Genomic DNA, 22,748 nt, shown 5'->3' on the forward strand with positions numbered 1-22,748 from the left:
ACAGATCAGTCAACCATCGCTGGCAAGCGAGGACCCCGGCAACCGAGCGCACCCACCACAGGCCACCGGCGCTGCCGAACCGCTCAATCGCGCCGTACGCGCTTGGCTTTTCCCGCGGCTTGCACGGGTGTGGCGGTCTTGCACAAGGCATCGAAGTCACTGGCCAGGTCCGCCAGGGTCACCGTTCCCAGGCGCTCCAACAGCAAGGTTTCGGCGGCGGTGAGCGCGTCGGCGATGGCGGCATTGACCACACGCTCCACACCGCATTGCGGGTGGTCCTGGTCGGTGCCGATTGCGAACAGATGCGGGCCACCGACAGCGCGGTGCACATCCAGCAATGTGACTTGAGCAAGATCGCGCGCCAACTGCCAGCCACCGTGGTGGCCCTTGGACGATTGCACGTAGCCGGCCTCGCGCAGGCCGGCCATGGTCCGCCGCACCACCACCGCATTGGTCGACAGCATGCGGGCGATCTGTTCGGAGGTCATCGGCTGCGCACTTCTGGCCATGTGCAACAGCACATGCAGCATGCGGGAAAGGCGGCTATCGGTTCGCACGGAATGGCATCGCTGAGCAGGCGGGAGGAGCGGCAGCGCCGCTGCGCAAAGTGTGCCGCACTGCGGCGCCATTGTCGCATTGCACCAGGGCGCGCACTTGCACTACGCGCCGTACACGGCCCATTGGTCGCGGCCGGCGGTCTTGGCGGCGTACAGCGCCAGGTCGGCCTGACTCAGCAGCACGTCCAGCCCGGTCGCCGGGGTGACGCGCACCGCGCCCAGGCAGAAGCGCACCGGCGCATCTGCCGGCAGGCCTGCGATGGCAATCGCCGCCACCGCACTGCGCAGACGCGCGAACACGTTGCCGATTTCGTCAGCGGTGCAGCCCGGCAACACCAGCAGAAATTCCTCGCCGCCCAACCGGCCGAGCTGGTCGCGCTCGCGCAGGGCGCGCCGGGACGCGGCAGCCAGCGCCTTGAGCACCGCGTCGCCGGTGGCATGGCCGTGCACGTCGTTGATCTGCTTGAAGTGGTCCAGGTCGATCAAGGCCAGCATGCAGGAGGTGCGTGTACGCAGCGCATGCTCGATCTGCTGCTGCGCCTCGGTACGGATCGCGCGACGGTTGGGCAGGCCGGTCAGTTCGTCGCGCATGGCCAGAGTGGAGAGCTGGCGGCGATGGCGCCAGCCCACCGCCACCACCACCAGCGCGGCGATCAGCAACAGGCAGGCCGCACACAGCGCGATCCACAAGGTGCGCTGGCCGGCTTCGCGCGCCTGCAGCGCCAACTGCGCGGTTTCGCTGCGGCGGCGCAATTCCGCGGTTTCCGCACTGCGGCGTGCATCTTCGTAGCGCGCCTGCAGCCGCAGCATCACCGTGTCGCGCTGGCCCTCCTGGCTACGCTCACGCAAGGCGTTGGCACGTTGCAGTTCGGCATAGGCCTGCGCGTGCTGGCCCATCGAGGCCAGCGCCGCGGCAATGGCATCGGCCAGGTCCACACGGCGGCTTGATGCCAGCTGCGGGCCATCGGCGCGCCTGGCCGCGGCGATCTCCTCGCCCAGGCGCGCATCCGTCAACGCGGTCATCGCCTTCAACAACACCGCGTGGCAGGCCGCGACGCGGCCGATGTTGCCCTGCGCCTGCATCAGCGGCAGCGCTTCGTTGGCGGTGACCAGCGCCGCGGCGGCATCGCCGGTCTCGATCAAGGCTTCGCTGGCACTGGTCAGTGCCGCTGCCACGCCGGCCTGATCGCCCAGCGCGCGACTCAAGGCCAGTGCGCGGCGGAAATGCACCAGCGCCGCGTCCGGCTGCTGCAGCGCCAGCGAGGCACCGTATTCGTATTCGATCAGGCTGCGCTGGAAGCGTGCCGGCAGGTCGCCCAGGCGCGCCAATGCACGCAGCAGATAGGCCTCCGCCTCATTTTCCTTGGCGGTTCGCCCGCCCACGCGGCTGGCCAGTGACCCGAGTTGTGTCAGCGCATCCAGCTCGAGCGACAGCGATCCTTCGCGCACCGCACATTGGTAGCTGGCCTGCGCGGCATTCCAGGCCTCATCGCTGCTGCCCGACGCCAGCATGCTCCACATGTCCACCGCGTCGACTTCGCACAGCAGGTCACGGCGGCCCAGCGCGCGCGCCTGCCGGCGCAACTCTTCCAGCCGCGCCACCATGGAGCGATTGGGGTTTTCGCGCACATCGCTCAGTGCCTGCACCGTGTGCAGCCACAGCCGCGCCTGCGCGCCGCTGCCATGCAGCTGGCCCAGCACGTCGCGTGCCTGCGTCAGCGCCTGATTGCGGCGTGCACTGTCTTCTAGCGAAATCAGCACCCGCGCCTGCGCCAAGGCCGCCCAGAACGTGGCATCGGCCTGCCCGCTTGCGCGCGCCTGGCGCAGCTGTCGGTCGGTGGCCTGCAGGGCGGCGGTGGGGTCGTCGAGCAGCATGGCTTCGGTCGTGGCCCAGGGTTGCGGCTGGCTCCAGGCCGCCCCACTGACCCACAGCAGTGCAGTGCACAGATGCGGAAACCACCACGCCGTGCGCTGACGTTTCATCGCACACGCATCGCGATCACCATGGCATCGCGGCCGTGGCTCGCAGGTGGCCCTGGGTGAGGAGGTACTGATTGCTGTGGCATGGCGCAGTCCTCCGTCGCAGGTGATGGAAACAATGCTGCAGTCGCGCGCGATAGCGACACTGAGCACAATGGTGGTCGCGCGACGTGCCCGACCAGGCGATCACGCAGATGGTCGAGCTCGTTATCGGCCGGGTGGCCAGGGTCTTGAATGGCGCCCGCTGAACGTGGCAGCGCTGCGCGCTCTACGATGCGTGCTACGAAGCGCCGCCCGAGCTGTGGCGCGCGCCGGTCCTGCACATGTCCCCGCGCGCAGCGCATCGCCGCGGCCATCGGCGCCCGGTGACAGGCCATATGGACAGCAGCAAACGCGCTGTCCCGGTGAACCACGCCATGCCACCGGCAAGCCGTGCATGCGCCTGCCGCCGCCATCTGCCATCCGCCAACACCGCGCCACGTAAACTGCCACCCGGCAGTACCACCCGCCTTTCCCGGAGACGCCGTGACCCGTTCGATTCCGCGCCTGTTGGCGCTTGGCGTGCTCGCCCTGTTGTCGGCCTGTGCGACGCAGGCGCCCCGCACGCCGCAACGCTCGCCACAGGCCGTGCAGGCCGATATCGCGCGCCGCCTGCCGGCATCGGTCAGCGACCGCGCCGGCTGGGCCCGCGACGTCTACGTGGCGCTTGCCTCGCAGGACATCGCCACCACGCCCGAACACATCTGCGCGGTGCTGGCGGTCACCGAGCAGGAGTCCACCTATCAGGCCAATCCGCCGGTGCCGAACCTGGGCAAGATTTCGCGCGCGGAGATCGACCGCCGCGCCAGCGCCCACCACCTGCCCGGCTTCATGGTCGATGCCGCGCTGCGCATCACCTCGCCCGATGGCCGCAGCTATGCCACCCGCATTGCCGCTGCGCGCACCGAGCAGGAGCTGAGCGGCATCTTCGAAGACTTCGCCGGCAGCGTGCCGCTGGGTGGGCGTTTGTTTGGCGGGCTCAATCCGGTGCGCACCGGCGGGCCGATGCAGGTGAGCATCGCCTTCGCCGAGCAGCATGCCGACCGCTACCCCTACCCGCCTGACGACTCCATCCGGCATGAGGTATTCAGCCGCCGCGGCGGGCTGTGGTTCGGCACCCGGCATTTGCTGGGCTACCCCGCCCGCTACGACGCGCTGCTGTACCGCTTTGCCGACTTCAATGCCGGCTGGTACGCCAGCCGCAATGCCGCGTTCCAGACCGCGCTGAGCAAGGCCAGCGGCATCGCGCTGGCGCTGGATGGCGACCTGCTCACCCCGGGCGCCAGCCTGGACGCACCCGGCGGCACCGAACGCGCCGCACGGGCGCTGGCCAGCCAGCTGGGCATGAATGACCGCCAGATCCGCGCCGCGCTCGAAGACGGCAACCGCGCCGATTTCGGCGACAGCACACTGTATCGCCAGGTCTTCGCGCTGGCCGAGCGCGACGGCCGCGCGGCGCTGCCACGCGCGGTGCTGCCGGGCATCACCCTGGAGAGCCCCAAGATCACCCGCACCCTCACCACCGCCTGGTTTGCCCAACGCGTCAACGACCGTTGGAAGCGCTGCATGGCCAAGTAGCAGCACCCGCTGCGGGGCACGCGGCGCCTCTGGCACCATGCCCGTAGCTGCGCGCCGTGGCAAAGCACGACGTATGGCAGGGTCACAGGCCCCGCCCGCGCACGTAGCATTGCCGGGTTGCGCCACTCTGCTCGGCGCGCGTCCTTTTGATGAGGTCCACATGCCCACACCGTTGCCGATGCGCCACCTGCTCACCGCCCTGGCCGTTGCCCTGCTGCCCGCACTGGCCAGCGCGCAGGCGCCCAGCGTGACTGCCGCCGACTACGCGCGCGCCGAACGCCTGGTCAGCTATCTGGCGCAGCCGCTGGTGGACCACGCCGCAACGCAGGTGACCTGGCTGGACCCCACGCATGTGGTGTATGTGGACCATGACGCCAGGGGCGACCGCCTGCTGCAGCTGGACACCGCCACCGGCAAGACCGCGCCACTGTTCAAGCCTGCCCGGCTGGCCACCGCGCTCAACAGCTTGCTCAAGACCGGCGACAAACCGCTCAAGGCCGCCACGCTGGCGCCCAAGGTCCGCCTCACCGCCGATGGCCGCTACCGTTTCGAGATCCGCGACACCGACGTGATCTGCGATGTGCGCGCCGCCTGCAGCAAGGTCTACGCCAGCGAAAAGGCCGAACCGGGCGTGCTTTCGCCGGACAAGACCCGCGAGGCCTTCATCCGCAACTGGAACCTGTGGGTGCGTGAGCTGGCCACCGGCAAGGAAACCCAGCTGACCCGCGATGGCGTGGAAAACTTCGGCTACGCCACCGACAACGCCGGCTGGCAGCACAGCGACAACGCCATCGTTGCGTGGTCGCCGGACTCGCGCAAGATCGCCACCTTCCAGCAGGACCAGCGCAAGACCGGCGACATGTATCTGGTCAGCACCAAGCTCGGGCATCCGGAACTGCAGTCGTGGAAATACCCGCTGGCCGGCGACAAGGACGTGACCATGATCGAGCGCGTCATCATCGACGTGCCCACCGCCAGCGTGGTGCGCCTGAAGCTGCCGCCGGACCAGCACCGCTCCACCCTGTGCGATGACGTGAGCTGCTCGCCGGGCCTGTGGGACGACGTGAAGTGGGCGCCGGACAGCAAGACCCTGGCGTTCGCCTCCACCTCGCGCTTCCACAAGCAGGTGTGGCTGCGCATTGCCGACGCCAGCACCGGCGCGGTGCGTACCGCCTTCGACGAAACCGCCAAGACCTATTACGAGAGCGGCCAGGTCGCCGCGAACTGGGCCTATCTGCCCGGCAGCAACGAAGCGGTGTGGTTCTCCGAACGCAGCGACTGGGGCCAGCTGTATCTGTACGACCTGCAGACCGGCAAGCCCAAACGCGCGATCACCAGCGGCGAAGGCAATGTCACCGAGCTGCTGCGGGTGGACCCGGTGAGCCGCACCGCGTGGTTTGTCGGCGTGGGCAAGGTGCCGGGCGTGGACCCGTACTACCAGCAACTGTGGAAGGTGAGCCTGGACGGCGGCGCACCGGTGCTGCTGACGCCGGAAGCGGCCGATCACAGCATTGCACTCTCACCCGATGGCGCGCGCTTCGTCGATACCTATTCCACCACGCTCACCCCACCGGTCAGCGTGCTGCGCGCTGCGGCCGATGGGCGCACGCTCAGCACCGTCGCCACCGCCGACATCACCCGCCTGAAGGCCGCCGGCTGGGTCCCGCCGGAACCGATCACGGTGAAGGCGCGCGACGGCAAGACCACCTTGTACGGCTTGCTGTTCAAGCCCACCCACTTCGATCCGGCACGCAAATATCCGGTGATCGATTACATCTACCCCGGCCCGCAGACCGGCTCGGTGCGCGGGCGCGGCTTCTACGCCGGCCATGGCGACAATCGATCGCTCGCGGAACTGGGCTTCATCGTCATCGCCATCGACGGCATGGGCACGCCCTGGCGCTCCAAGACCTTCCACGACACCTGGTACGCCAACATGGGCGACAACACCCTGCCCGACCAGGTGGCTGCGGTGAAGGAACTCGGCCAGCGCTACCCGTGGTTCGACACCACCCGCGTCGGCATCTGGGGCCACTCCGGTGGCGGCAATGCGTCCACCGGCGCGATGCTGCGCTACCCCGAACTGTTCAAGGTGGCCTGGTCGGAAAGCGGCAACCACGACAACCGCGGCTACGAAGACGACTGGGCCGAGAAGTACCACGGCGAGCACATCGTCAACAAAGACGGCACCTCCAATTACGACGACCAAGCCAACGCGACGCATGCAAGCAAGCTGCAAGGCCGGCTGATGCTGGTGCACGGCACGCTCGACGACAACGTGCCGCCATATCTCACCCTGTTGGTGGCCGACGCGCTGATCAAGGTCAACAAGAACTTCGACATGCTGATGCTGCCCAATGCCAAGCATGGCTACGGCGACCTGACCCCGTATGTCACCCGCCGCCGTTGGGACTACTTCGTGCAGTATCTGCTCGGTGCTACGCCCCCGGCGCAGTACCAGATGCAGCCGATGCCGAAGCACTGAGCACGCCAGTTGCAGCTGGTGTCATCGCGCAACGCAGATGGTTCATGCGTTGCGCAATGGCGCGGCGGCGCGGTACTGCACTCACGTCCGCGCCGCGCGCCAGCGCATGACCAGCACAGCTACTGGACCGCGGCGCTACCGCCGAGCTCCTTGCTCAAGAGCGCCAGCAAGCGCGTGTAGTACTCACGCCCATGCGCTTCGGTGTAGAAGCCGTGGCTTTCGTTGGGGAAACGCACTCTCTCGCTGACGAACCGCATCAACGCGTCCGCACACCCAACAAACCAATGCGCCGGAACCACAGTTCCAACGGCACCGTCACCAGTGGCGGCAGTGCGGCCAGCAGGCTCAGCGCCCAGGCCCACCACGGCCAACGCAGACGCAGCGCGGCCAGCACGCTCACCACCACATAGAACAGAAAGGCACCGCCGTGCAGGCGGCCAAACAGCCAGACCACCGTCTCGGTGGTCTGCAGGCCATATTTGAGCCACATGCCGATCAGCAGACCGGCCCAGGTGACTCCTTCGATCAGGGCGGCCACGGCAAACAGCCGGCCGATCGGCGACAACGCAGCAGACGAACGCATGCAACACTCCAGGCGACCAAGGCAATGCCGCGACACGATGGCGACGGCGACGCCCGCTGGCCTGCGTAGTCTACAAAACACGGGCCAGGCTTGGGCTTTCGTTGTTGCGATCCAGGGCAAGCCAGGGCTTCTTGCAAGCCGCTGCGGCTGGAACCCCCGATCGACAGCGGAGCAGACGCCTCGCTGCGTGCACCACGCGGCCAACAGCCGCTGCCCTCGCCCCGGGCTGCGCCTTCCTCGGCATACGCGCCGAGACAGGCGTTGTTGTCCATAATCGGTACGTCCTGCCACCGCCAAGCATCCACACATGCACACGTTCCGGCTGTTGTTGTCCCTGCTCCTGCTGGCCTTGCTGCCGACCTCGGCGCTGGCCCTGCGGCTGCACGATGGCGATCTGCTGTTCGTCACCGCCGCGCGCACCGGCCTGAGCGGCGCCATCGACGATGCCACCGCCACCCAGGGCGCACCGAGCTTCGATCATGTGGGCCTGGTGGCCCATGACGGCCGCGCGCGCGTGGTGCTGCATGCCGATGAGGAAGGCTCGCGCCAGCAACCGCTTGCCGACTTCATCCGGCAGGCGCGTGCCAAACAGCGGCAGATCTTCGTGTACCGGCTCAACGCCGCGCAGCGTGCGGCGATTCCCGATGCCATCGCACAGGCGCGGCGCATGCTCGGCAAGCCCTACAACCTGACCTACGTGCAGGACGACAACAGCTATTACTGCTCGGACTTCATCGAGCGCGCCTTCCGCGCGCATCAGGTCTTCGCGCTGCAGCCGATGAACTTCAAGAACCCGCAGAGCGGGCAGATGTCTGCATATTGGACAGAGTTTTACCGCAGCAAGGGCATGGATGTGCCACAAGGCCTGCCCGGCACCAACCCCAACGATATGGCGCGCGCACCAGCGTTGCAGGCGCTTGGGCCACTGGATTGAGCTGACCGCAGTGCGACCGTTGCGGTCGCACTGATGCGGCACGCTGGGCGTCACGGTTACTTGCACACCAGGCTGCACGTCGAACGCGGTGACGTCGGGCACCAGGGACCCGCCAGCCGTCCCAACCCGTGCTTTCCCGGTATAGTCGCGCAACTCTCGGCACTTGATGGCATCTGCGATCAGTCCAACGGCGCAGCTGCCGGGAGATCACGACGTCACAGGGATCCGTACGATGTCCACGCCGATTGCACTGCGCTGCGCCCTGGTCCTGGAGACCAACAACCTGCGCGGTGGCGACGCAGCACACAACGCTGTGCTGGAGAGCCTGCAGCGCGCAGTGGCCGCACTGGCCGCGCAAACGGTTCCGCTCACCGCGCTGGCGCAGCTGATCGTGACCCACGACGGCCTGAGCGAAACCGCCTGCGCCGCGCTCAGCGGCATCGCCGGGCGGCCGGTGACCTTTGTCCGCATTGCGCACACCACCGGCTATTACGAGGCGAAGAACAGTGGCTTTGCCGCCACCGATCCGGCGCTGTGCGACTACGTGATCTTTGCCGATGCCGACTGCCTGCCGGCGGCGGACTGGTTGGCCGAACTGTTGCTGCCCTTCAGCACACAGCCGCAGCTGGCAGCGGTTGCCGGGCGTACCAGCTACGCCGCCACGCTGGTGGGCACCGCACTGACCACGCTGGATTTCATGTATTTCCCCAGCCCTTTGCAGCCGCAGGCCACGCGCAACTTCTATGCGAACAACGTGGTGTTCCGGCGCGAGATCTTCGCCGCGCATGCCTACCAGCCATTGGATGGCGTGTACCGCGCGCACTGCCAGGTGCTGGGGCTGCATCTGCAGGCCTGCGGCATCGCGGTGCACTACGCACCCCGTGCGCACACGGTGCACAAGCTGCCCGACACCCGTGGCGAAGCACTGCAGCTGCGCTGGTGGCGCGGCCAGGACACGCTGGGCCTGACCCCGCACCTGGTCAAGGCGTATCTGCCGGCATCGCTGCACTGGCTGGCGCGCAGCGGGCCGGTCGGGCCGCTGTGCGTGCTGGCATCGCGTCTGTGGTTCAGCGCGCAAGCCTTAAATATGCAGGACCTGCCGCCCGTACGCGGGCTGCGCCGGGGCGCCGCGCTGGCACTGATCGCCGCGTTCTCCGCGGTGGACATGCTCGGCAGCCTGGCCGCCGGCTTGGGCTGGCGCCGCCGCCGCGCCGATGCGCAGGCGCTGTCTTACCACCACTCCTAGCGGTGAGCAGCGCGCTGCCAGCTGACCCCGGCACCGCTGGCGGCGTGCCGCTCCTGGCGCTGCAGCCACCGCCCCTGCGTGGCTGGGCGCGCACCCAGGCGTGGCTGGTCGATCGGATCAAGGCGGCCGCATTACGTCAGCTGCATGCCAGCGTCGCCGGCGAGTGCCTGCTGCTGCGGATGTATCTGGTTGGCGAAGAAGCCACCGAGCTGGCCTTGCAGCGCGAGGTGCCGGTGCAGCGGCCTGCGTGGCTGGTGCCGCTGATGGACCAGCATCTGCAGGAAGAGCAATGGCATGCACAGGCGTTCGCCGCCGCGCTGGCCGCACGCGGTGCCGCACGGCCCTCCGCGCAGCCCGATGCCCTGAGCCGGCGCAAGATTGCGCAGTGGCATCGGCTGGCAACACATCATGCGGGTGAGTTCCGGCAGGGCCTGCTGGTGCCTGCGTTTGCGATCGGGCTGTGTGCCGAACAGATGGCGTCGCGCGTCTTGCAGCGACACTGCGGCGTGTTGCCTGCCGGCCACGCACTGCAGCCGCTGCTCACGCGCGTGCTCGGCGATGAGCAACGCCACGTGCAACAGTGCCAGAGGATCCTGCAGCGGCTGGTACCTGCAGATGAGCAGGCAGCGCTGCAGGCACTGCTGGCGAAGGTGCGGCGGATCGACCGTGCATTCGGCATCAGTGGTGCGTTCGGCATGTATGCCGCCGGTGCGGTGCTGCGTGTACGGGCTTACCTGTGGCGGTGAAGCGCCCGCGCCTGCTGTACCTGGCCACCGCCGACGCACGCGGCCACCTGATGCGCGCACAGCTGCTGACGCATGCGTTGCAGGCGCAGGGCGCCGCGGTCGAGGTCATCACCACCTCGGCAGCCGGCGCACGGTTTCTCCACACCTTTGACATCCAGGCGAGCGTGTTGTCGCCGCATTACGCCGTGCAGTTCGATGCGCGCCAGAACATGCGCGCGGCCGCCACCGATGCCAACGTCGCCGCCTATTTGCTGCATCCGGCGCGGCTGCTGCGCGATGTCCTGCAACTGCAGCGACGCCTGCGTGAGGTCGACCTGGTCCTCAACGATTCCTTCCATCCGGCGCTGCTGGTGATGGGCATGCTGCCGGTCTGGCGGCACAAGATCGTGCACATCTATGGCGGCAGCTTGCGCGCCGCACTGCAGGGCAATTTCGAAGGCCGGCTGCCGCGCGTGCTGGCTGCGCTGTTCTCAGGCGCCATCGGCTGGCAGATCGACCGCGCCGCCGCGCAACTGGAGCACGACTTCGCGCAAAGCCAACCGCAGGCCAGCGGACGACGCGTGCGGCTGCCAACGCCGGTAGCGATTGCATCCCCATCTGCCACCCCCACGGCGCCAATGGCCGCGGTCTATCTCAACCCGCACTTCCGCGATCCCGCGCTCGCGCAGGCACTGGAGCTAGGACTGAGACGCGCGGGATTGGGCAGCCTGTGTGTCGGCGAAGGCTATGCGCAGCGCCCCGGCTGGCAGGCCGACCACCCACAGTGGATCGACCACGCCGCAACCAGCACGCTGCTGATCTCGGCGCCCGGCATGGCCGCGCTATCGATTGCGCTGGTGTACCGGCGGCCCATCCTGCTGATCGTCACCGGGCAGCCGGAGCAGCAACGCAATGCCGCGCATGCCGCAACCTGCGGCCTGGCGCATCAAATCGTTGCGTGGACGGGCGATGCAGACGCCTTTGCGCATGCCATCCACCACGCCTGCGACGCGTTGCGCGCAACCCCGCCCGCCGCCGGGCACGACGCGTCCACGCTGGACGCGCCACAGCGCCTGCAGCTGTGGGTCAGCCTGATCCTGGCCTTGGCACGCGGCGCACCTGCACAGGCATGGGTGGAACTCACAGCCACCGGACAGCACGCATGAGCGCCACGGTGCCGATAGCGCTTGCCCGCCTGCAGCCCTGGCGCAGCGGCATGGCACTGGCCGCCGACTGGGCCGTGATCGCGCTGTGCTTTGGCGCCGCCATGCTGTATCCACATCCGGCAGTGTATGCGTTGGCGATTGTGGTGATTGCCCGCACCCAGCTTGCGCTCGCGGTGATGATGCACGAGGGCGCGCACCGCCTGCTGGCGCATCGCCAGTCACGTAATGACGTGGTGGCGCAGGCGCTGGCCGCCGGCCCGCTGTTCCTGTCGCTGTTCGCCTACCGGCAAGGGCATTTGCAGCATCACCGCGCACCGATGTCGCCGGATGATCCAGTGGCCATCATGTTCGGCATTGCCGACTACCCTGTCTCGCGCCGCGAGCTGGCGCTGCGATTGCTCCGCGATGTCACCGGCATCGGCTACGTACTCGCCATCCGTGGTGCGCTACGCAGGCGCCGTACACAACCAGCCAGTGCGCACACCCGTACCGTGCCGCAGCGCGCGGGGCTGGTTGCCGGCACGATCCTGCTCAGCAACGGGCTGCTGTTCGGGGCTCTCGCCGCATTTGGCCACCCGCTGCTGTACCTGGGCCTATGGCTGCTGCCGGCGCTGACGCTGCTGCAGCTGTTCGCCCGCATCCGTGCCATCACCGAGCATGCCGGCTACGCCGCGTGCGAGGACCAGCGCCACAGCGCGCGCACCATCGTCGCGCGCAGCTGGCAAACCTTTTTCTGCGGCCCGCATGGCATCCACTACCACATCGAACACCACCAGCATGTGCGCGTGCCGTTCTACCAACTGCCGGCCTTGCATCGCTGGATGCACGCGCAAAACCAGCTGCCCGCTGCAAATCTCTACCATGGCTACGGCGCCGTGCTCAGGGACGTGAGCCGGGGTGCGCGTAGTGACGATCAGCGTTGACGCTGCAGCCTCCTCAACGCGCTGCGCTGGCGATCCCATCATGATCTGCACGCATGCAATCACCACTCCATGTCCGCACGACGGACCACACGCAACGTCAGGCTGGGAATGTCTTTGAATCGAATCGGATTGATCGGGTTGGTCGTGCTGTTGCTGAGTGCGTGCGACAACACCGCCAAGGCGCCGCCCGCCGCAACAGCACCTGCAGTCACCAGTCAGGCGATTGCAGCGCCGGCACAGGCTACGCCGCTGGGCGGGCAACGTGGCGGCGGCAAGCCCTATGAATTGGTCGACAGCGAGGTCTGGGACGTGCCCGACCCGGCAACGGGTCGCACGTATCAGGTCTTCGTCGCCCTGCCACGTGGCTATGCAGACAATCCGCAACGCCGTTACCCGGTGCTGTACGCCACCGATGGCGACTATGCGTTCCCCCTGGTCAAGCAGATCGCGCGACGCTTGAATGGCGAAGGCCCGGCCGTCGAGGACTTCATCCTGGTCGGCCTGTCCTACGCCGTCGGCGACGAGCCCATGCCCAGCCGGCGGCGCGATTACACGCCCACACCGGAAGATGGCCCAGACGCGGCGCCGGTTGCGACCCATGGTAAGAGCGCGGACTACATCCGCTACCTGCGCGATCGCGTGTTGCCGTTCGTTGCTAGGCGCTACCGAACCGACGAGCAGCGGCGTCTATATCTCGGGCATTCGTACGGTGGCCTGCTGGGCACGCAGATCCTGTTGAGCACACCGGACATGTTTGCCGGCTACATCCTGGGCAGCCCATCGTATTGGTATGGCGAGCACGCGATGGTGGCGCAGGAAAAAACCTTTGCCGCCTCGCATACAGACCTGCCGGCGCTCGTCTATCTATACGTTGGCGAGTACGAGCAAGTGCGCTACCACCAGAATCACGACATGGTCGTCGACACACAGAACATGGCGCAGGCATTGCGCGCGCGGCACTATCCGTCGTTGCATCTCACGCTGGACGTTCTCAATGACGAGGACCACCTGACCATCGGGCCACGCGGCACCACCCACGGCTTGAAGGTCTTGCTCGGGATCAAGACGGCTGATCGGAGCGAGCGGTGACACATCGGGGACTCACTGCATACAAGGTCCTGCTTGCACTGTTGGCACTGCTGGCACTTGCACCGACTTCGCTGATGGCCGCAGCACCGACACTGCCAGGCGCGGGGTTCGAGGTCGAGGGCTATCAGCTGCAACTGCGCCCGGACCTCAGCACCACCGCGCTTTCCGGCGTGCAGCGCATTCGCCTACGCAGCACCTCCGACCACCTCACCCAGCTGACGTTCTCGCCTAATGCACTGCAGATCCTCTCGGCCGAACTAAATGGTCAGCCGATCGCAGTGACCAGCACCACCGATGGCATCACGTTTGCGTTGCCAAGCGCGCTTGCCAAAGGCGCCCGCGCGTCGCTCGCCTTCAAGATCGTCGGCGTGCCGGCCCAGGGTGTTGTTCGCGCGGCCAGTGGCTTCTACACCAGCTACTTCGCGTGCGACTGGATGGTCTGCCTGCAGGACAGCCCCGGCCAAAAAGCGTCTTTCGCTTTGGATCTGTTCGTGCCTGCCGGCATCGATACGTTGAGCATCGGCGCAGGCTTGCCCCAGAAGGTGCTTCCGAACGGCCTGGTGCTGCACCGCTGGCGCGCTACCAGGCCGTATTCGGCCTATCTGTTCGGCTTTGCGGTTGGCACCTTCTCGCAGCAGTCATCCAAAACCACGGCCGGGACGTTCGTCTATCTCGATGGCACAGGTCGAGGTGCGGACCTGGCAGACGCATTCCAGCAGACACCCTCCATTGCGGCATTTTTTGCGCAGGCGGCAGGCGTATCGCTCCCGGATGGTCGTTACACCCAGCTGCTTGTGCCCGGACAGGAGGCGCAGGAGGCGGCCACCTTCTCGCTCATTGGCGTGCAAGCACTGCAAGACGAGCAGGAAGACCCCGCTTCGTCATGGATCATCGCGCATGAAATGGCGCATCAGTGGTGGGGAAACCTTGTCACCTGCGCATCGTGGCAAGACTTCTGGTTGAACGAGGGCATCACCACGTTCATGGTCGCCGCCTGGAAGCAACACGCCTTCGGCGAGGCGGCCTACCAGCAGGAGTTGAATGAAGCACGCCGCCGGCTTGCCATCGCCCGTGACGCCGGCTTCGACAAACCGCTGGCCTGGTCAGGTGAGTACCCCTCGTTACGTGTCCGCCGCGCCGTGCAGTACAGCAAAGGCGCGCTGTTCATGGCGCACTTGCGGCAGACGCTGGGTGAGCAGGCGTTTTGGGCGGGTATGCGCCGTTACACCCGCAAGAACGTGGGCAGCACCGTCGTCAGTCAGGACCTTCAGGGAGCAATGGAGCACGCCAGCGGGCGCGATCTTTCAGCACTGTTCGCGCAGTGGGTGTATGGCGACGAAGCGACTAACTGACCCCGGCAAGCCAAAACCATCAAGACCACATGCTCCGCAGCATGGCCATGCGCGGAACAGCGTAGCGCTGCTGCGTAAGAGTGCGTCTTGATCGTTGCATCGCTGCTGACCCACTTGGTGCGGCGGCGCCAGCGTATGATGCGCGCGCCAACCCTCTCCGCAGCCGGCAGTCCAAAACCGATCAGCGCATCCATCGACACGCCCCACATTGGTTCGCGCGATCCCGCAATGTCATGCAGCGGCAGCGCCGAAGCCTTACCCGACCCGCCGCTAGCGCTGGCAGATGCCAATACTTCTGGCACAGGCGCAATTACAACAGCGCTTATACATTTCGGTCATGACCCCACCTGCACCTACCCTTGGCACCCTGGTCCGGCAACTCATCGAGCGGCTCGATGGTGATCTGGAAGGTGTCTACGCGGCTGCGGGGCTAACCTGGCGGCCACGCTATACCCCCGTGTTACGCGCCCTGCTGCGTGTGGGCCCGGTTCCCATCAAGGTGCTCGCGCAGGAGATCGGCATCAGCCATTCGGCCGCCAGCCAGACGGTGGCGCAGATGACCACGCACCGTCTTATTGCCTTGAAACCAGGCACGGATGCGCGCGAACGCATCGTCGTGCTGACGCCCAAGGCGAAAAAGATGATTCCCGCGCTGGAGCGGCAATGGGCCGCGACCAATGCCGCCGCCGCGCAGCTCGATGCAGAGTTGTCCGTCCCGCTGTCCCGCATTCTCAGTGAGGCCATCGACGCGCTGAACCAGCGTGCGTTTTCCACCCGGATTGCAGACGCATCCAACGCGTCATCCCGCTCCACCACCCGCTAGCAACCACACCACATGGAGTCGTACATGCACGCATCAACGCAATCGGTTGCCGGACAGTCCTTGGCCACGACCAGACAGATGAGCCGCCCGATCGAACTGGGTGAGCGCAAGTTCCTGCATCCCGGGCGCCTGCGCTGGCTCCGCGCCATCGCCTGGGCGGTGCTGTTGCTGGTGGTGGTTGCCGCGCTGGCGCCCATGAGCGGCCGGTTCGTCAGCGGCCTGCTGCCCAAGGAGTCCGGCCCGCTGCAGTTGCTGGCCAGCCTGATAGGCATCGCGGTGGGCCTGGGCGTGTACGTGCTTGCGGTGCGCCTGGCCGAAGGGCGACGCGCCAGCGAGCTCGCGGTGCGGCCGATGGTGCCGCACGTGCTTCTCGGCCTGCTGATCGGCGCGGCGATGTTCGCCTCGGTCATGGGCATCATGGCGGTGTTCGGGCTGTACGACATCCAGTCCTTGGGCATGGCGCCGGCATGGACTGCGGTGCGCAAGGCATTGCAGGCGGGCGTGATCGAAGAGCTGATGTTCCGGGCGATTTTCCTGCGCCTGGTCTGGCGCGCGTTCGGGCCGTGGATCGCCTTCGCCGCGTCCGCCGCGCTGTTCGGTTTCGGCCATATCGCCAATCCGCACGCCACGGCATTCGCAGCGATCTGCATCGCGCTGGAAGCCGGCATTTTGCTGGGCGCGTTCCATGCCCTGACCGGCCGCGTGTGGATGTCGATCGGTGTGCATATCGCCTGGAACTTCACCCAGGGCTATCTGTTTGGCGCAGCCGTCTCCGGCACCGACATGGGCCCGGCCATCGCGCGTAGCACGGCCCGCCCGGGATTTCCCGAATGGCTCACCGGCGGTGCGTTTGGCCCGGAAGCGTCGTTGCCTGGCGTGCTGGTCTGCCTGGCGGTCGGCCTTGCCGTGTTGGCAATGGCGTGGCGCGCAGGCCGGTTTGCGAAGCAGCCCTGATGCGCATCCGCCACGCTGCAGCGCCCCCAAGGTGATGCAGCGTAGTGGCGCCTGCCACGCATGACAATGGCGCGGTGCCTGCACAGCGCAGCCATCGCGGAATAGACGTCAGCTGCCAGGCGGACACCGCGTTGGTCTGACGTCACCTACGTCGCAGTGCCCTGGCACTGCCTTGCCATCTCGCACACATCTGACCTCCTAGGCTCTGAGCACCAATAAACTGATGCGCGCCTGCGGGCTCCATGGCGGAGCACGTCGATGCGTACCTGCAGAGGTGCACATGGCTCTGATTCATTCGATTCTGATGGGCGCCGTCGCTGGCATGCGCTCGATGACCCCGCTTGCCGCGGTCGCCAATGCGGCACGCACCGGCACCCTACCGCGCGACAATGGCGCCCCGCGGCTACTCGCCAACCCACTGGCGTCTGCCGGCATGCTGGCGCTGGCAGGTGGCGAGCTGGCGGGCGACAAGATGAAGACCGCGCCAGACCGCATCGTGCTGGCCGGCATGATGGCCCGTGTCGCCACCGGTGCCATTGCCGGCGCCGCCTTGGCGCCGCGCCATCAGCGCGGCATTGCGGCCCTGCTGGGTGCCGGCACCGCGGTCGCGGCGGCCTACCTCACCTTCAATGCGCGGATGCGCGCGATCGAACGCTACGGGCAGACCAGCACCGGTGCGGTTGAGGATGCCATCTCGGTGGGTGCGGCCACATTGATCGTGCGCAGCGCTGCTGAAGAGTGAGCGACCGATAATCCACGTCGGCAGGCATCATTTAGCGAGGGACTGCGCGGGGCCGGTGCCGAGCGCGCGGTCGATCCGAATGCGTTTGGCCGTCTTGCCTACGTAACGCCCGTCTCGAGGGCCGCGCCGCATCAGCGCGTCACGCGGCCCGCGTTGCATGACGGCCTACGGCCGATGGATGGCGCAGAGTTTGTTGCCATCCGGGTCGCGCACATACGCCAGCCAGGTCGGCCCCATGGTGCTGTCACGCAGGCCAGGCGGCTCTTCGATACTGGTGGCACCTGCGGCGACCGCTGCATCATGAAATGCCCGCACCTGCTCGGGTGAGTCGCAGACGAACCCGACCGTGGTGCCATTGCCCGGGCTGGCCGGCGCGTCGTCGATGGGCTCGCTGACGCAAAAGCTGCTGCCCGCGTGCCGATAGAACAGCCGCGTATGTCCGGAGTTGGCCTGGTTGACGAACGCCGCCGGCGCGCCGAACACGCTTCCCAACAGCGTGTCGTAAAAGGTTTTCGAGCGGGCGATGTCGTTGGACCCGACCATGACGTGACTCAGCATGCAGCACTCCGGTGTATTCGCAGGGCGAGCAGCATAGGGCAACCAACGCGCAACGGTAAACCGCCCATCCACTGCGAGCGACCATGGCCGCCATCATCCCCGGCCGTGCGGCGCATCCAGGTCCAGCACCGGCCCCATCGGCACGATCCCGGTGGGATTGATCATGGCATGGCTCTGGTAGTAATGGCTCTTGATGTGCTGGAAATTCACCGTCTCTGCGATGCCCGGCATCTGGTAGAGCTCGCGCAGGAATCCCGACAGTTGCGGGTAGTCGGCGATGCGCCGCAGATTGCATTTGAAATGCCCGACGTACACCGCATCGAACCGAATCAGCGTGGTAAACAGGCGCCAGTCTGCTTCGGTGAGGTAATCGCCGCACAGATAGCGCTGCGTGCTCAGGCACGTGTCCAGCCAATCCAGTGTGTCGAACAACGGCACCACGGCTTCTTCGTACGCCGCCTGCGTGGTCGCAAAGCCCGCTTTGTACACGCCGTTATTGACGGTGTCGTAGACGCGTTGGTTGATCGTATCAATCTGCGCACGCAGCGCTTCCGGATAGTAGTCGCCCTCTGCCGCGCCCACCGCATCGAACGCACTGTTGAACATGCGGATGATGTCGGCTGACTCGTTGCTCACCACCGTATCGCGCTCGCGATCCCACAACACCGGCACCGTCACGCGGCCGGAGTACTGCGGATCGGCCTTGAGATAGACCTCATACAGATATTTGGCATGGTGGATGGAATCGCCCACCACACCGGGTCCATGTTCGAAGGTCCAGCCCTGCGTGCCCATCAACCAATGCACCACCGACACATCGATCAGTGATGCCAGGCCCTTCAGCTGCCGGAAGATCAATGTGCGATGCGCCCACGGGCAGGCCAGCGACACATACAGGTGGTACCGCCCAGGCGCAGCCTGAAAGCCGCCTTCGCCATGCGGCCCAGCACGCCCATCGGCCGTCACCCAATGCCGAAAATGCGACTGCGAGCGCTCGAAGCGCCCATCGCTTTTGTCGGTGTCATACCAACGGTCTTGCCACTTGCCGTCGACCAGCAGGCCCATGGTGTCTCCCGGAAATAGGTCCGCACTTACCGTAGCGCACGCCATTCCAAAGACATGTGATCGGCGAACACAACGGCGGCGCAACTGAACACCGCAACACACGGAGCGGTTGCATTGTTGCAACCGCGCCTTGCGATCCGCTGCATGACGTTGCTACTGCATCGGTATAACGCGGTCGCCTCCGCCAACCGAGCTCCAGCCCGCCACGTCGTTCCAGTACCAGAAGCTGGCCGCTTCGTCGCAGTGCTTGCGCTTGGCAATGCACACCAGCCCGCGTGCATCGCTGCTCCAGAGCAAGCGGGGATAACGGCGCGAAACAATCAAGCCACTTGCTGCGCCATTGACGATCAACTCCACCCACGGGTCTGCAAGCGGCGCCACTGGATCGGCCAACGCCATCAAGCGCTGCGGAAGGTAGGGCGCCACGGTCAGTACCGGTCCGCCGGCCGGTGCGGGAGGAAATTCGCCCATTTGGGATTGGTGCACCTGTTCCAAATAGTACGCCGGCACCATGAGATCACCGATGTTCACCATCGGAACTGCACAGGCATGTGCGATCACGTCGTCGATCAACACGCACAGCATGGTTCCATCCTTATGCACGCGACTACCCCAGCCGTGGATCTCGGTCGCGGTGACGGCATGAAGCGCAACAAAACTTTCGCGCTGCGTGAAACGGTACAGGATGCGTGCGCGCCGGTCATAGATCAGCAGCCCCCAGAAACCGGTGGTTGGCATCGGTGAAACGCAATAGCGGCCATCTGGAGAAAACATCAGCACCGCGCCCGCTCCAAACAGCACGCTGCCATCGGGAAACAGATAATCGTATTGCAGCGGAGCACTATTGCGCACTTCGTGGCAACCGATCATGCGTATCTGCCCACCCTCCGGCGTCAGCGGTGCCGGATCGTCAACGGGGCGTCCGGATGGCCGCCCGGGCCCTGCGATGCGCGTAAACGTTGGGCCCTTGCTTGGGCGTTCGATTGAAAGCCCAGCAAGCTTCTCCCATGCCTTTCCCAGCGCCACAAGAACCGCGAAAACGGCCACTCCCGCCAGCAGCGCGACGGTGCGCGATGGAGTAGCCTGAGCGACGGCATAACTGACACCTATGCAGGCCCCCAATCTGTAGAGCGGCATCCACTCGACACGACCAAAGACGCGTTCTTCAGCCCACTCAAACAGCACCGTCCCGCTCAGGTACAGCCATGCCAGTGGTGGCGACAGCAAAAGCGGTAGAGCCAATGGCGCCAACACCAGAACCGCATCAAGCAGCAGGCGCCCTAATGCACCTGCGAATGACTGATCCTTGTCGACTGCGGACTGCATGAGCAGCATTTCCGATAGCAAAACTGACGGTGAGGGTAACCCACCTCTGACTGGCCCCGTTGTTAGTCTTGACTCGCACAGGATCCACGCGAAGAGCATTGTCCTTTCAGCGCTGTTGCAGGTGCACGGCAGCAGGTGCAAATGCCCACCCGTGTGTTCCGCCGAAGCGGACCGCCAACGCCACAACACGCCGGCCGCCTCGGGGCGCTCGGACACCACCCCGGGCCCCGGATTGGCGCTGCCGCCGCCAATCGGCGAAAATAGCGCCCAGCCTTGAAACTCACTGGCAACGCCCGCGTTTTCTAAGGGCTCAGCACCGTCTTGCCCACCGGCCGCCTGCCGCCACACCCACGGCTTTCAGCCGCTTCTGCCCGGATCTGCCTTGAATACCACTGCCCCGCCCCTGCCCGCCGACGACCTGCCGCTCACCGACCGCCTGCGCGCCGCGCTGGATGTGCTGGAGGCCATCGACGCGGACCGCAGCGTGCTCGATACGCTCTCCGAGGCCGACCGCGTGCGGCTGCATCAGGTGGTGGCCAAGGTCTACCACCCCGAGCCCAAGGCGCGCCGCCAACTGCTCAAGCAGCGCGAGCGCGAACGCCATCAGGAAAAGGTCCGCAAGGCCGAGGCCTTGCTCGAGCAGACCGGCATCCGCGCGTTGCGGCGCAAACCGGTGTTCAGCACGCCGAACTATTTCCCGCCGCACGCCGCCGGCCTGCACGATGCACACAATGGCGAAGGCGCTGCCGCTGCCGAGGCGCCACAGCAATCGCCGGAACTGCGGCACTGCTATGTGTGCAAGCAGAAGTTTACTCAGCTGCATCACTTCTACGACCAGATGTGCCCGGCCTGCGCGGAGCTGAATTTCTTCAAGCGCACCGAAACCGCCGACCTGCGCGGGCGCGTGGCGCTGCTCACCGGCGGCCGGGTCAAGATTGGGTATCAGGCTGGCTTGAAGCTGCTGCGCGCCGGCGCCGAACTCATCGTCACCACGCGCTTCCCGCGCGACTCGGCCGCGCGTTATGCGGAAGAACCCGACTTTGCCGAGTGGGGCCACCGCCTGCAGGTGTTCGGGCTGGATCTGCGCCACACGCCCAGCGTGGAAGCGTTCTGCAGCCAGTTGCTGGCCACGCGCACGCGGCTGGATTTCATCATCAACAACGCCTGCCAGACCGTGCGCCGCCCGCCGCAGTTCTACGCGCACATGATGGCCGGCGAGACCGCCGCGCTGCACGACCTGCCCGAGACGGTGCGCAAGCTGGTGGGCCATTACGAAGGCCTGCGTACACCCGAACTGCTGCGCGACGCCTCAGCCACTGCGCTGCCGGCCGTGCACGGACGCGGCCTGGACGGCGCCGACGGCCTCACCCGCGCCGCCGAGCTGTCGCAGGTCGCGCTGCTGGACGACGAGCTGGTCGGCCAGGAGCACCTGTTCCCCGAAGGCCGTCTCGATCAGGATCTGCAGCAGGTCGACTTGCGCGGCCGCAACTCCTGGCGCCTGCTGCTGGCCGAGGTGCCCTCGGTGGAATTGCTGGAGACGCAACTGGTCAATGCCATCGCGCCTTTCATCATCAATGCGCGCCTCAAGCCGCTGATGCTGCGCACGCCCGAGCGCGACAAGCACATCGTCAACGTCTCGGCGATGGAGGGCCAGTTCTACCGCAACTTCAAGACCACCCGTCACCCGCACACCAACATGGCCAAGGCCGCGTTGAACATGATGACGCGCACCTCGGCGGCCGATTATCAAAACGACGGCATCCACATGAACAGCGTCGACACCGGCTGGGTCACCGACGAAGATCCGGCCGACATCGCCGCGCTCAAGGTCCAGCAGGAACGCTTCCATCCGCCGCTGGACATCGTCGACGGCGCCGCGCGCATCGTCGACCCGATCATCCACGGCTTCAACACCGGCGAGCATGTGTGGGGGCAGTTCTTGAAGGACTATGCGCCGACGGATTGGTGAGGCCGGTCAGTAGCGGAGCGCATCGGCCGGCGCTGCCAGCGGTGCAGAACGGACGCTGTTGAATCATGCAGCAGGCGAACTACGTGTTCGCCGCGCCGGGATCGCCGGCATAGCGCTTTGGGTGATTCGGTACAGCCTGACTCAGGCGCCGTGCGCTGCCTTCTGAAACTCGATCGGCCCGTGATCACCTGGATACTTCTTCTTGAGCAAGATGTGTTCGGCGGGCGTGACACATCTGTCCTCAAGAGAATGCTCCACCTGCCCCTCGTCCACGAAGAACGTTTCGTGCGGTAACTGCAGAACTGATCTCTTCCCACCCTGATCGAACCTCAGCACCAGACTGTCATCGCGCTCGAAGCACAGTGTCTTCCAAGGGAAGTCGGTGAGCTTGCCCGCCTCAACCACCGCCGAATCCTTGCCTGCCAGCAGCGTCGCGACATGATCGGAGAACTGCTTCTGCGAGATCGGCGCCTCCGTCACGACGCATCCTGCAAAGCTAGCAACCACCACTGCGGCCGCTATTGAAACGTGGGGACGGAAGATAGCGAATGGCATCCGGCGCGGCTCCTTGCTGCGGCAATCGGCGTTTTTACCAGAAGTAAGCAGCGCTTGCCCCCCCCCTGGAGAACCCTCTGTCTTCGCTGAAGAAAGACG

At 66.2% G+C, this 22,748-nt stretch carries 21 protein-coding genes; 13 read left to right on the top strand and 8 right to left on the bottom strand.

Annotated elements, in window-relative coordinates:
- Positions 1-83: 83 nt before the first annotated feature.
- Together XCC_RS18365 and XCC_RS18370 are read right to left on the bottom strand one after the other, a co-directional pair.
- Positions 84-530: an Rrf2 family transcriptional regulator gene (locus tag XCC_RS18365; protein ID WP_016944769.1), complete on the bottom strand. Its 447-nt coding sequence runs from the start codon at positions 528-530 to the stop codon at positions 84-86.
- 129 nt (positions 531-659) lie between these two features.
- The gene (locus tag XCC_RS18370) at positions 660-2,540 is read right to left on the bottom strand and encodes a GGDEF domain-containing protein (RefSeq protein ID WP_043877706.1); all 1,881 of its coding nucleotides are present in this window, start codon (positions 2,538-2,540) and stop codon (positions 660-662) included.
- Positions 2,541-3,062: 522 nt separating this feature from the next.
- On the opposite strand from XCC_RS18370, the gene XCC_RS18375 reads away from it, so the two are divergent.
- Together XCC_RS18375 and XCC_RS18380 are read left to right on the top strand one after the other, a co-directional pair.
- Positions 3,063-4,154, top strand: a complete 1,092-nt coding sequence (locus XCC_RS18375) for a DUF1615 domain-containing protein (protein ID WP_011038639.1) — start codon at positions 3,063-3,065, stop codon at positions 4,152-4,154.
- A 160-nt stretch (positions 4,155-4,314) separates the two neighbouring features.
- Entirely contained in the window at positions 4,315-6,639 is a 2,325-nt protein-coding gene (locus XCC_RS18380) for a S9 family peptidase (protein ID WP_019237232.1), read from the top strand.
- Positions 6,640-6,758: 119 nt separating this feature from the next.
- Here XCC_RS18380 and XCC_RS22145 read toward each other — a convergent pair whose 3' ends face one another.
- Together XCC_RS22145 and XCC_RS18385 are read right to left on the bottom strand one after the other, a co-directional pair.
- Positions 6,759-6,896 carry a hypothetical protein gene (locus XCC_RS22145; protein ID WP_019237233.1) on the bottom strand — a complete coding sequence of 46 codons (138 nt, stop codon included), beginning with the start codon at positions 6,894-6,896 and terminating at the stop codon, positions 6,759-6,761.
- Positions 6,896-7,222 (bottom strand): DUF3817 domain-containing protein, encoded by a 327-nt coding sequence (locus XCC_RS18385; RefSeq protein ID WP_019237234.1) that lies wholly within the window; start codon positions 7,220-7,222, stop codon positions 6,896-6,898. Before XCC_RS18385 ends, XCC_RS22145 begins: the two co-directional genes overlap by 1 nt.
- A 307-nt stretch (positions 7,223-7,529) precedes the next feature.
- Here XCC_RS18385 and XCC_RS18390 point away from each other — a divergent pair, with 307 nt between their 5' ends.
- From XCC_RS18390 to XCC_RS18435, 10 genes are all read left to right on the top strand, one after another.
- Positions 7,530-8,156, top strand: a complete 627-nt coding sequence (locus tag XCC_RS18390) for a YiiX/YebB-like N1pC/P60 family cysteine hydrolase (protein ID WP_043877704.1) — start codon at positions 7,530-7,532, stop codon at positions 8,154-8,156.
- Positions 8,157-8,388: 232 nt separating this feature from the next.
- Positions 8,389-9,402, top strand: a complete 1,014-nt coding sequence (locus tag XCC_RS18395; protein WP_019237236.1) for a glycosyltransferase — start codon at positions 8,389-8,391, stop codon at positions 9,400-9,402.
- 2 nt (positions 9,403-9,404) lie between these two features.
- The gene (locus XCC_RS18400) at positions 9,405-10,148 is read left to right on the top strand and encodes a hypothetical protein (RefSeq protein WP_011269495.1); all 744 of its coding nucleotides are present in this window, start codon (positions 9,405-9,407) and stop codon (positions 10,146-10,148) included.
- Positions 10,145-11,293, top strand: a complete 1,149-nt coding sequence (locus XCC_RS18405; RefSeq protein WP_228442245.1) for a hypothetical protein — start codon at positions 10,145-10,147, stop codon at positions 11,291-11,293. Before XCC_RS18400 ends, XCC_RS18405 begins: the two co-directional genes overlap by 4 nt.
- On the top strand, positions 11,290-12,216 hold the full coding sequence (locus XCC_RS18410; protein WP_019237237.1) for a fatty acid desaturase family protein: 927 nt from the start codon (positions 11,290-11,292) through the stop codon (positions 12,214-12,216). The genes XCC_RS18405 and XCC_RS18410 overlap by 4 nt, the downstream gene beginning before the upstream one ends.
- A 108-nt stretch (positions 12,217-12,324) precedes the next feature.
- Positions 12,325-13,305, top strand: a complete 981-nt coding sequence (locus tag XCC_RS18415; RefSeq protein WP_019237238.1) for an alpha/beta hydrolase — start codon at positions 12,325-12,327, stop codon at positions 13,303-13,305.
- Positions 13,306-13,346: 41 nt separating this feature from the next.
- Positions 13,347-14,657 (top strand): M1 family metallopeptidase, encoded by a 1,311-nt coding sequence (locus tag XCC_RS18420; protein WP_016944764.1) that lies wholly within the window; start codon positions 13,347-13,349, stop codon positions 14,655-14,657.
- 337 nt (positions 14,658-14,994) lie between these two features.
- Positions 14,995-15,480, top strand: a complete 486-nt coding sequence (locus XCC_RS18425; RefSeq protein WP_029628843.1) for a MarR family winged helix-turn-helix transcriptional regulator — start codon at positions 14,995-14,997, stop codon at positions 15,478-15,480.
- 78 nt (positions 15,481-15,558) lie between these two features.
- A complete protein-coding gene (locus XCC_RS18430) occupies positions 15,559-16,434 on the top strand; it encodes a CPBP family intramembrane glutamic endopeptidase (protein ID WP_019237240.1) in 876 nt (291 codons plus the stop codon).
- Positions 16,435-16,714: 280 nt separating this feature from the next.
- Entirely contained in the window at positions 16,715-17,176 is a 462-nt protein-coding gene (locus XCC_RS18435) for a DUF4126 family protein (RefSeq protein WP_019237241.1), read from the top strand.
- 165 nt (positions 17,177-17,341) lie between these two features.
- On the opposite strand, the gene XCC_RS18440 is transcribed toward XCC_RS18435, so the two are convergent.
- The 3 genes from XCC_RS18440 to XCC_RS22495 form a co-directional block, all read right to left on the bottom strand.
- On the bottom strand, positions 17,342-17,734 hold the full coding sequence (locus XCC_RS18440; RefSeq protein WP_012437278.1) for a VOC family protein: 393 nt from the start codon (positions 17,732-17,734) through the stop codon (positions 17,342-17,344).
- Between the two features lie 93 nt (positions 17,735-17,827).
- Entirely contained in the window at positions 17,828-18,799 is a 972-nt protein-coding gene (locus tag XCC_RS18445; protein WP_011038653.1) for a glutathione S-transferase family protein, read from the bottom strand.
- A gap of 153 nt (positions 18,800-18,952) precedes the next feature.
- Positions 18,953-20,125: a hypothetical protein gene (locus XCC_RS22495; protein ID WP_225443866.1), complete on the bottom strand. Its 1,173-nt coding sequence runs from the start codon at positions 20,123-20,125 to the stop codon at positions 18,953-18,955.
- A gap of 382 nt (positions 20,126-20,507) precedes the next feature.
- Here XCC_RS22495 and XCC_RS18455 point away from each other — a divergent pair, with 382 nt between their 5' ends.
- On the top strand, positions 20,508-22,094 hold the full coding sequence (locus XCC_RS18455) for an SDR family NAD(P)-dependent oxidoreductase (RefSeq protein ID WP_011038655.1): 1,587 nt from the start codon (positions 20,508-20,510) through the stop codon (positions 22,092-22,094).
- A gap of 141 nt (positions 22,095-22,235) precedes the next feature.
- On the opposite strand, the gene XCC_RS18460 is transcribed toward XCC_RS18455, so the two are convergent.
- Positions 22,236-22,574 (bottom strand): hypothetical protein, encoded by a 339-nt coding sequence (locus tag XCC_RS18460; protein WP_019237243.1) that lies wholly within the window; start codon positions 22,572-22,574, stop codon positions 22,236-22,238.
- Between the last annotated feature and the right edge of the window lie 174 nt (positions 22,575-22,748).

The organism is Xanthomonas campestris pv. campestris str. ATCC 33913, assembly GCF_000007145.1.
GTDB lineage: Bacteria > Pseudomonadota > Gammaproteobacteria > Xanthomonadales > Xanthomonadaceae > Xanthomonas > Xanthomonas campestris.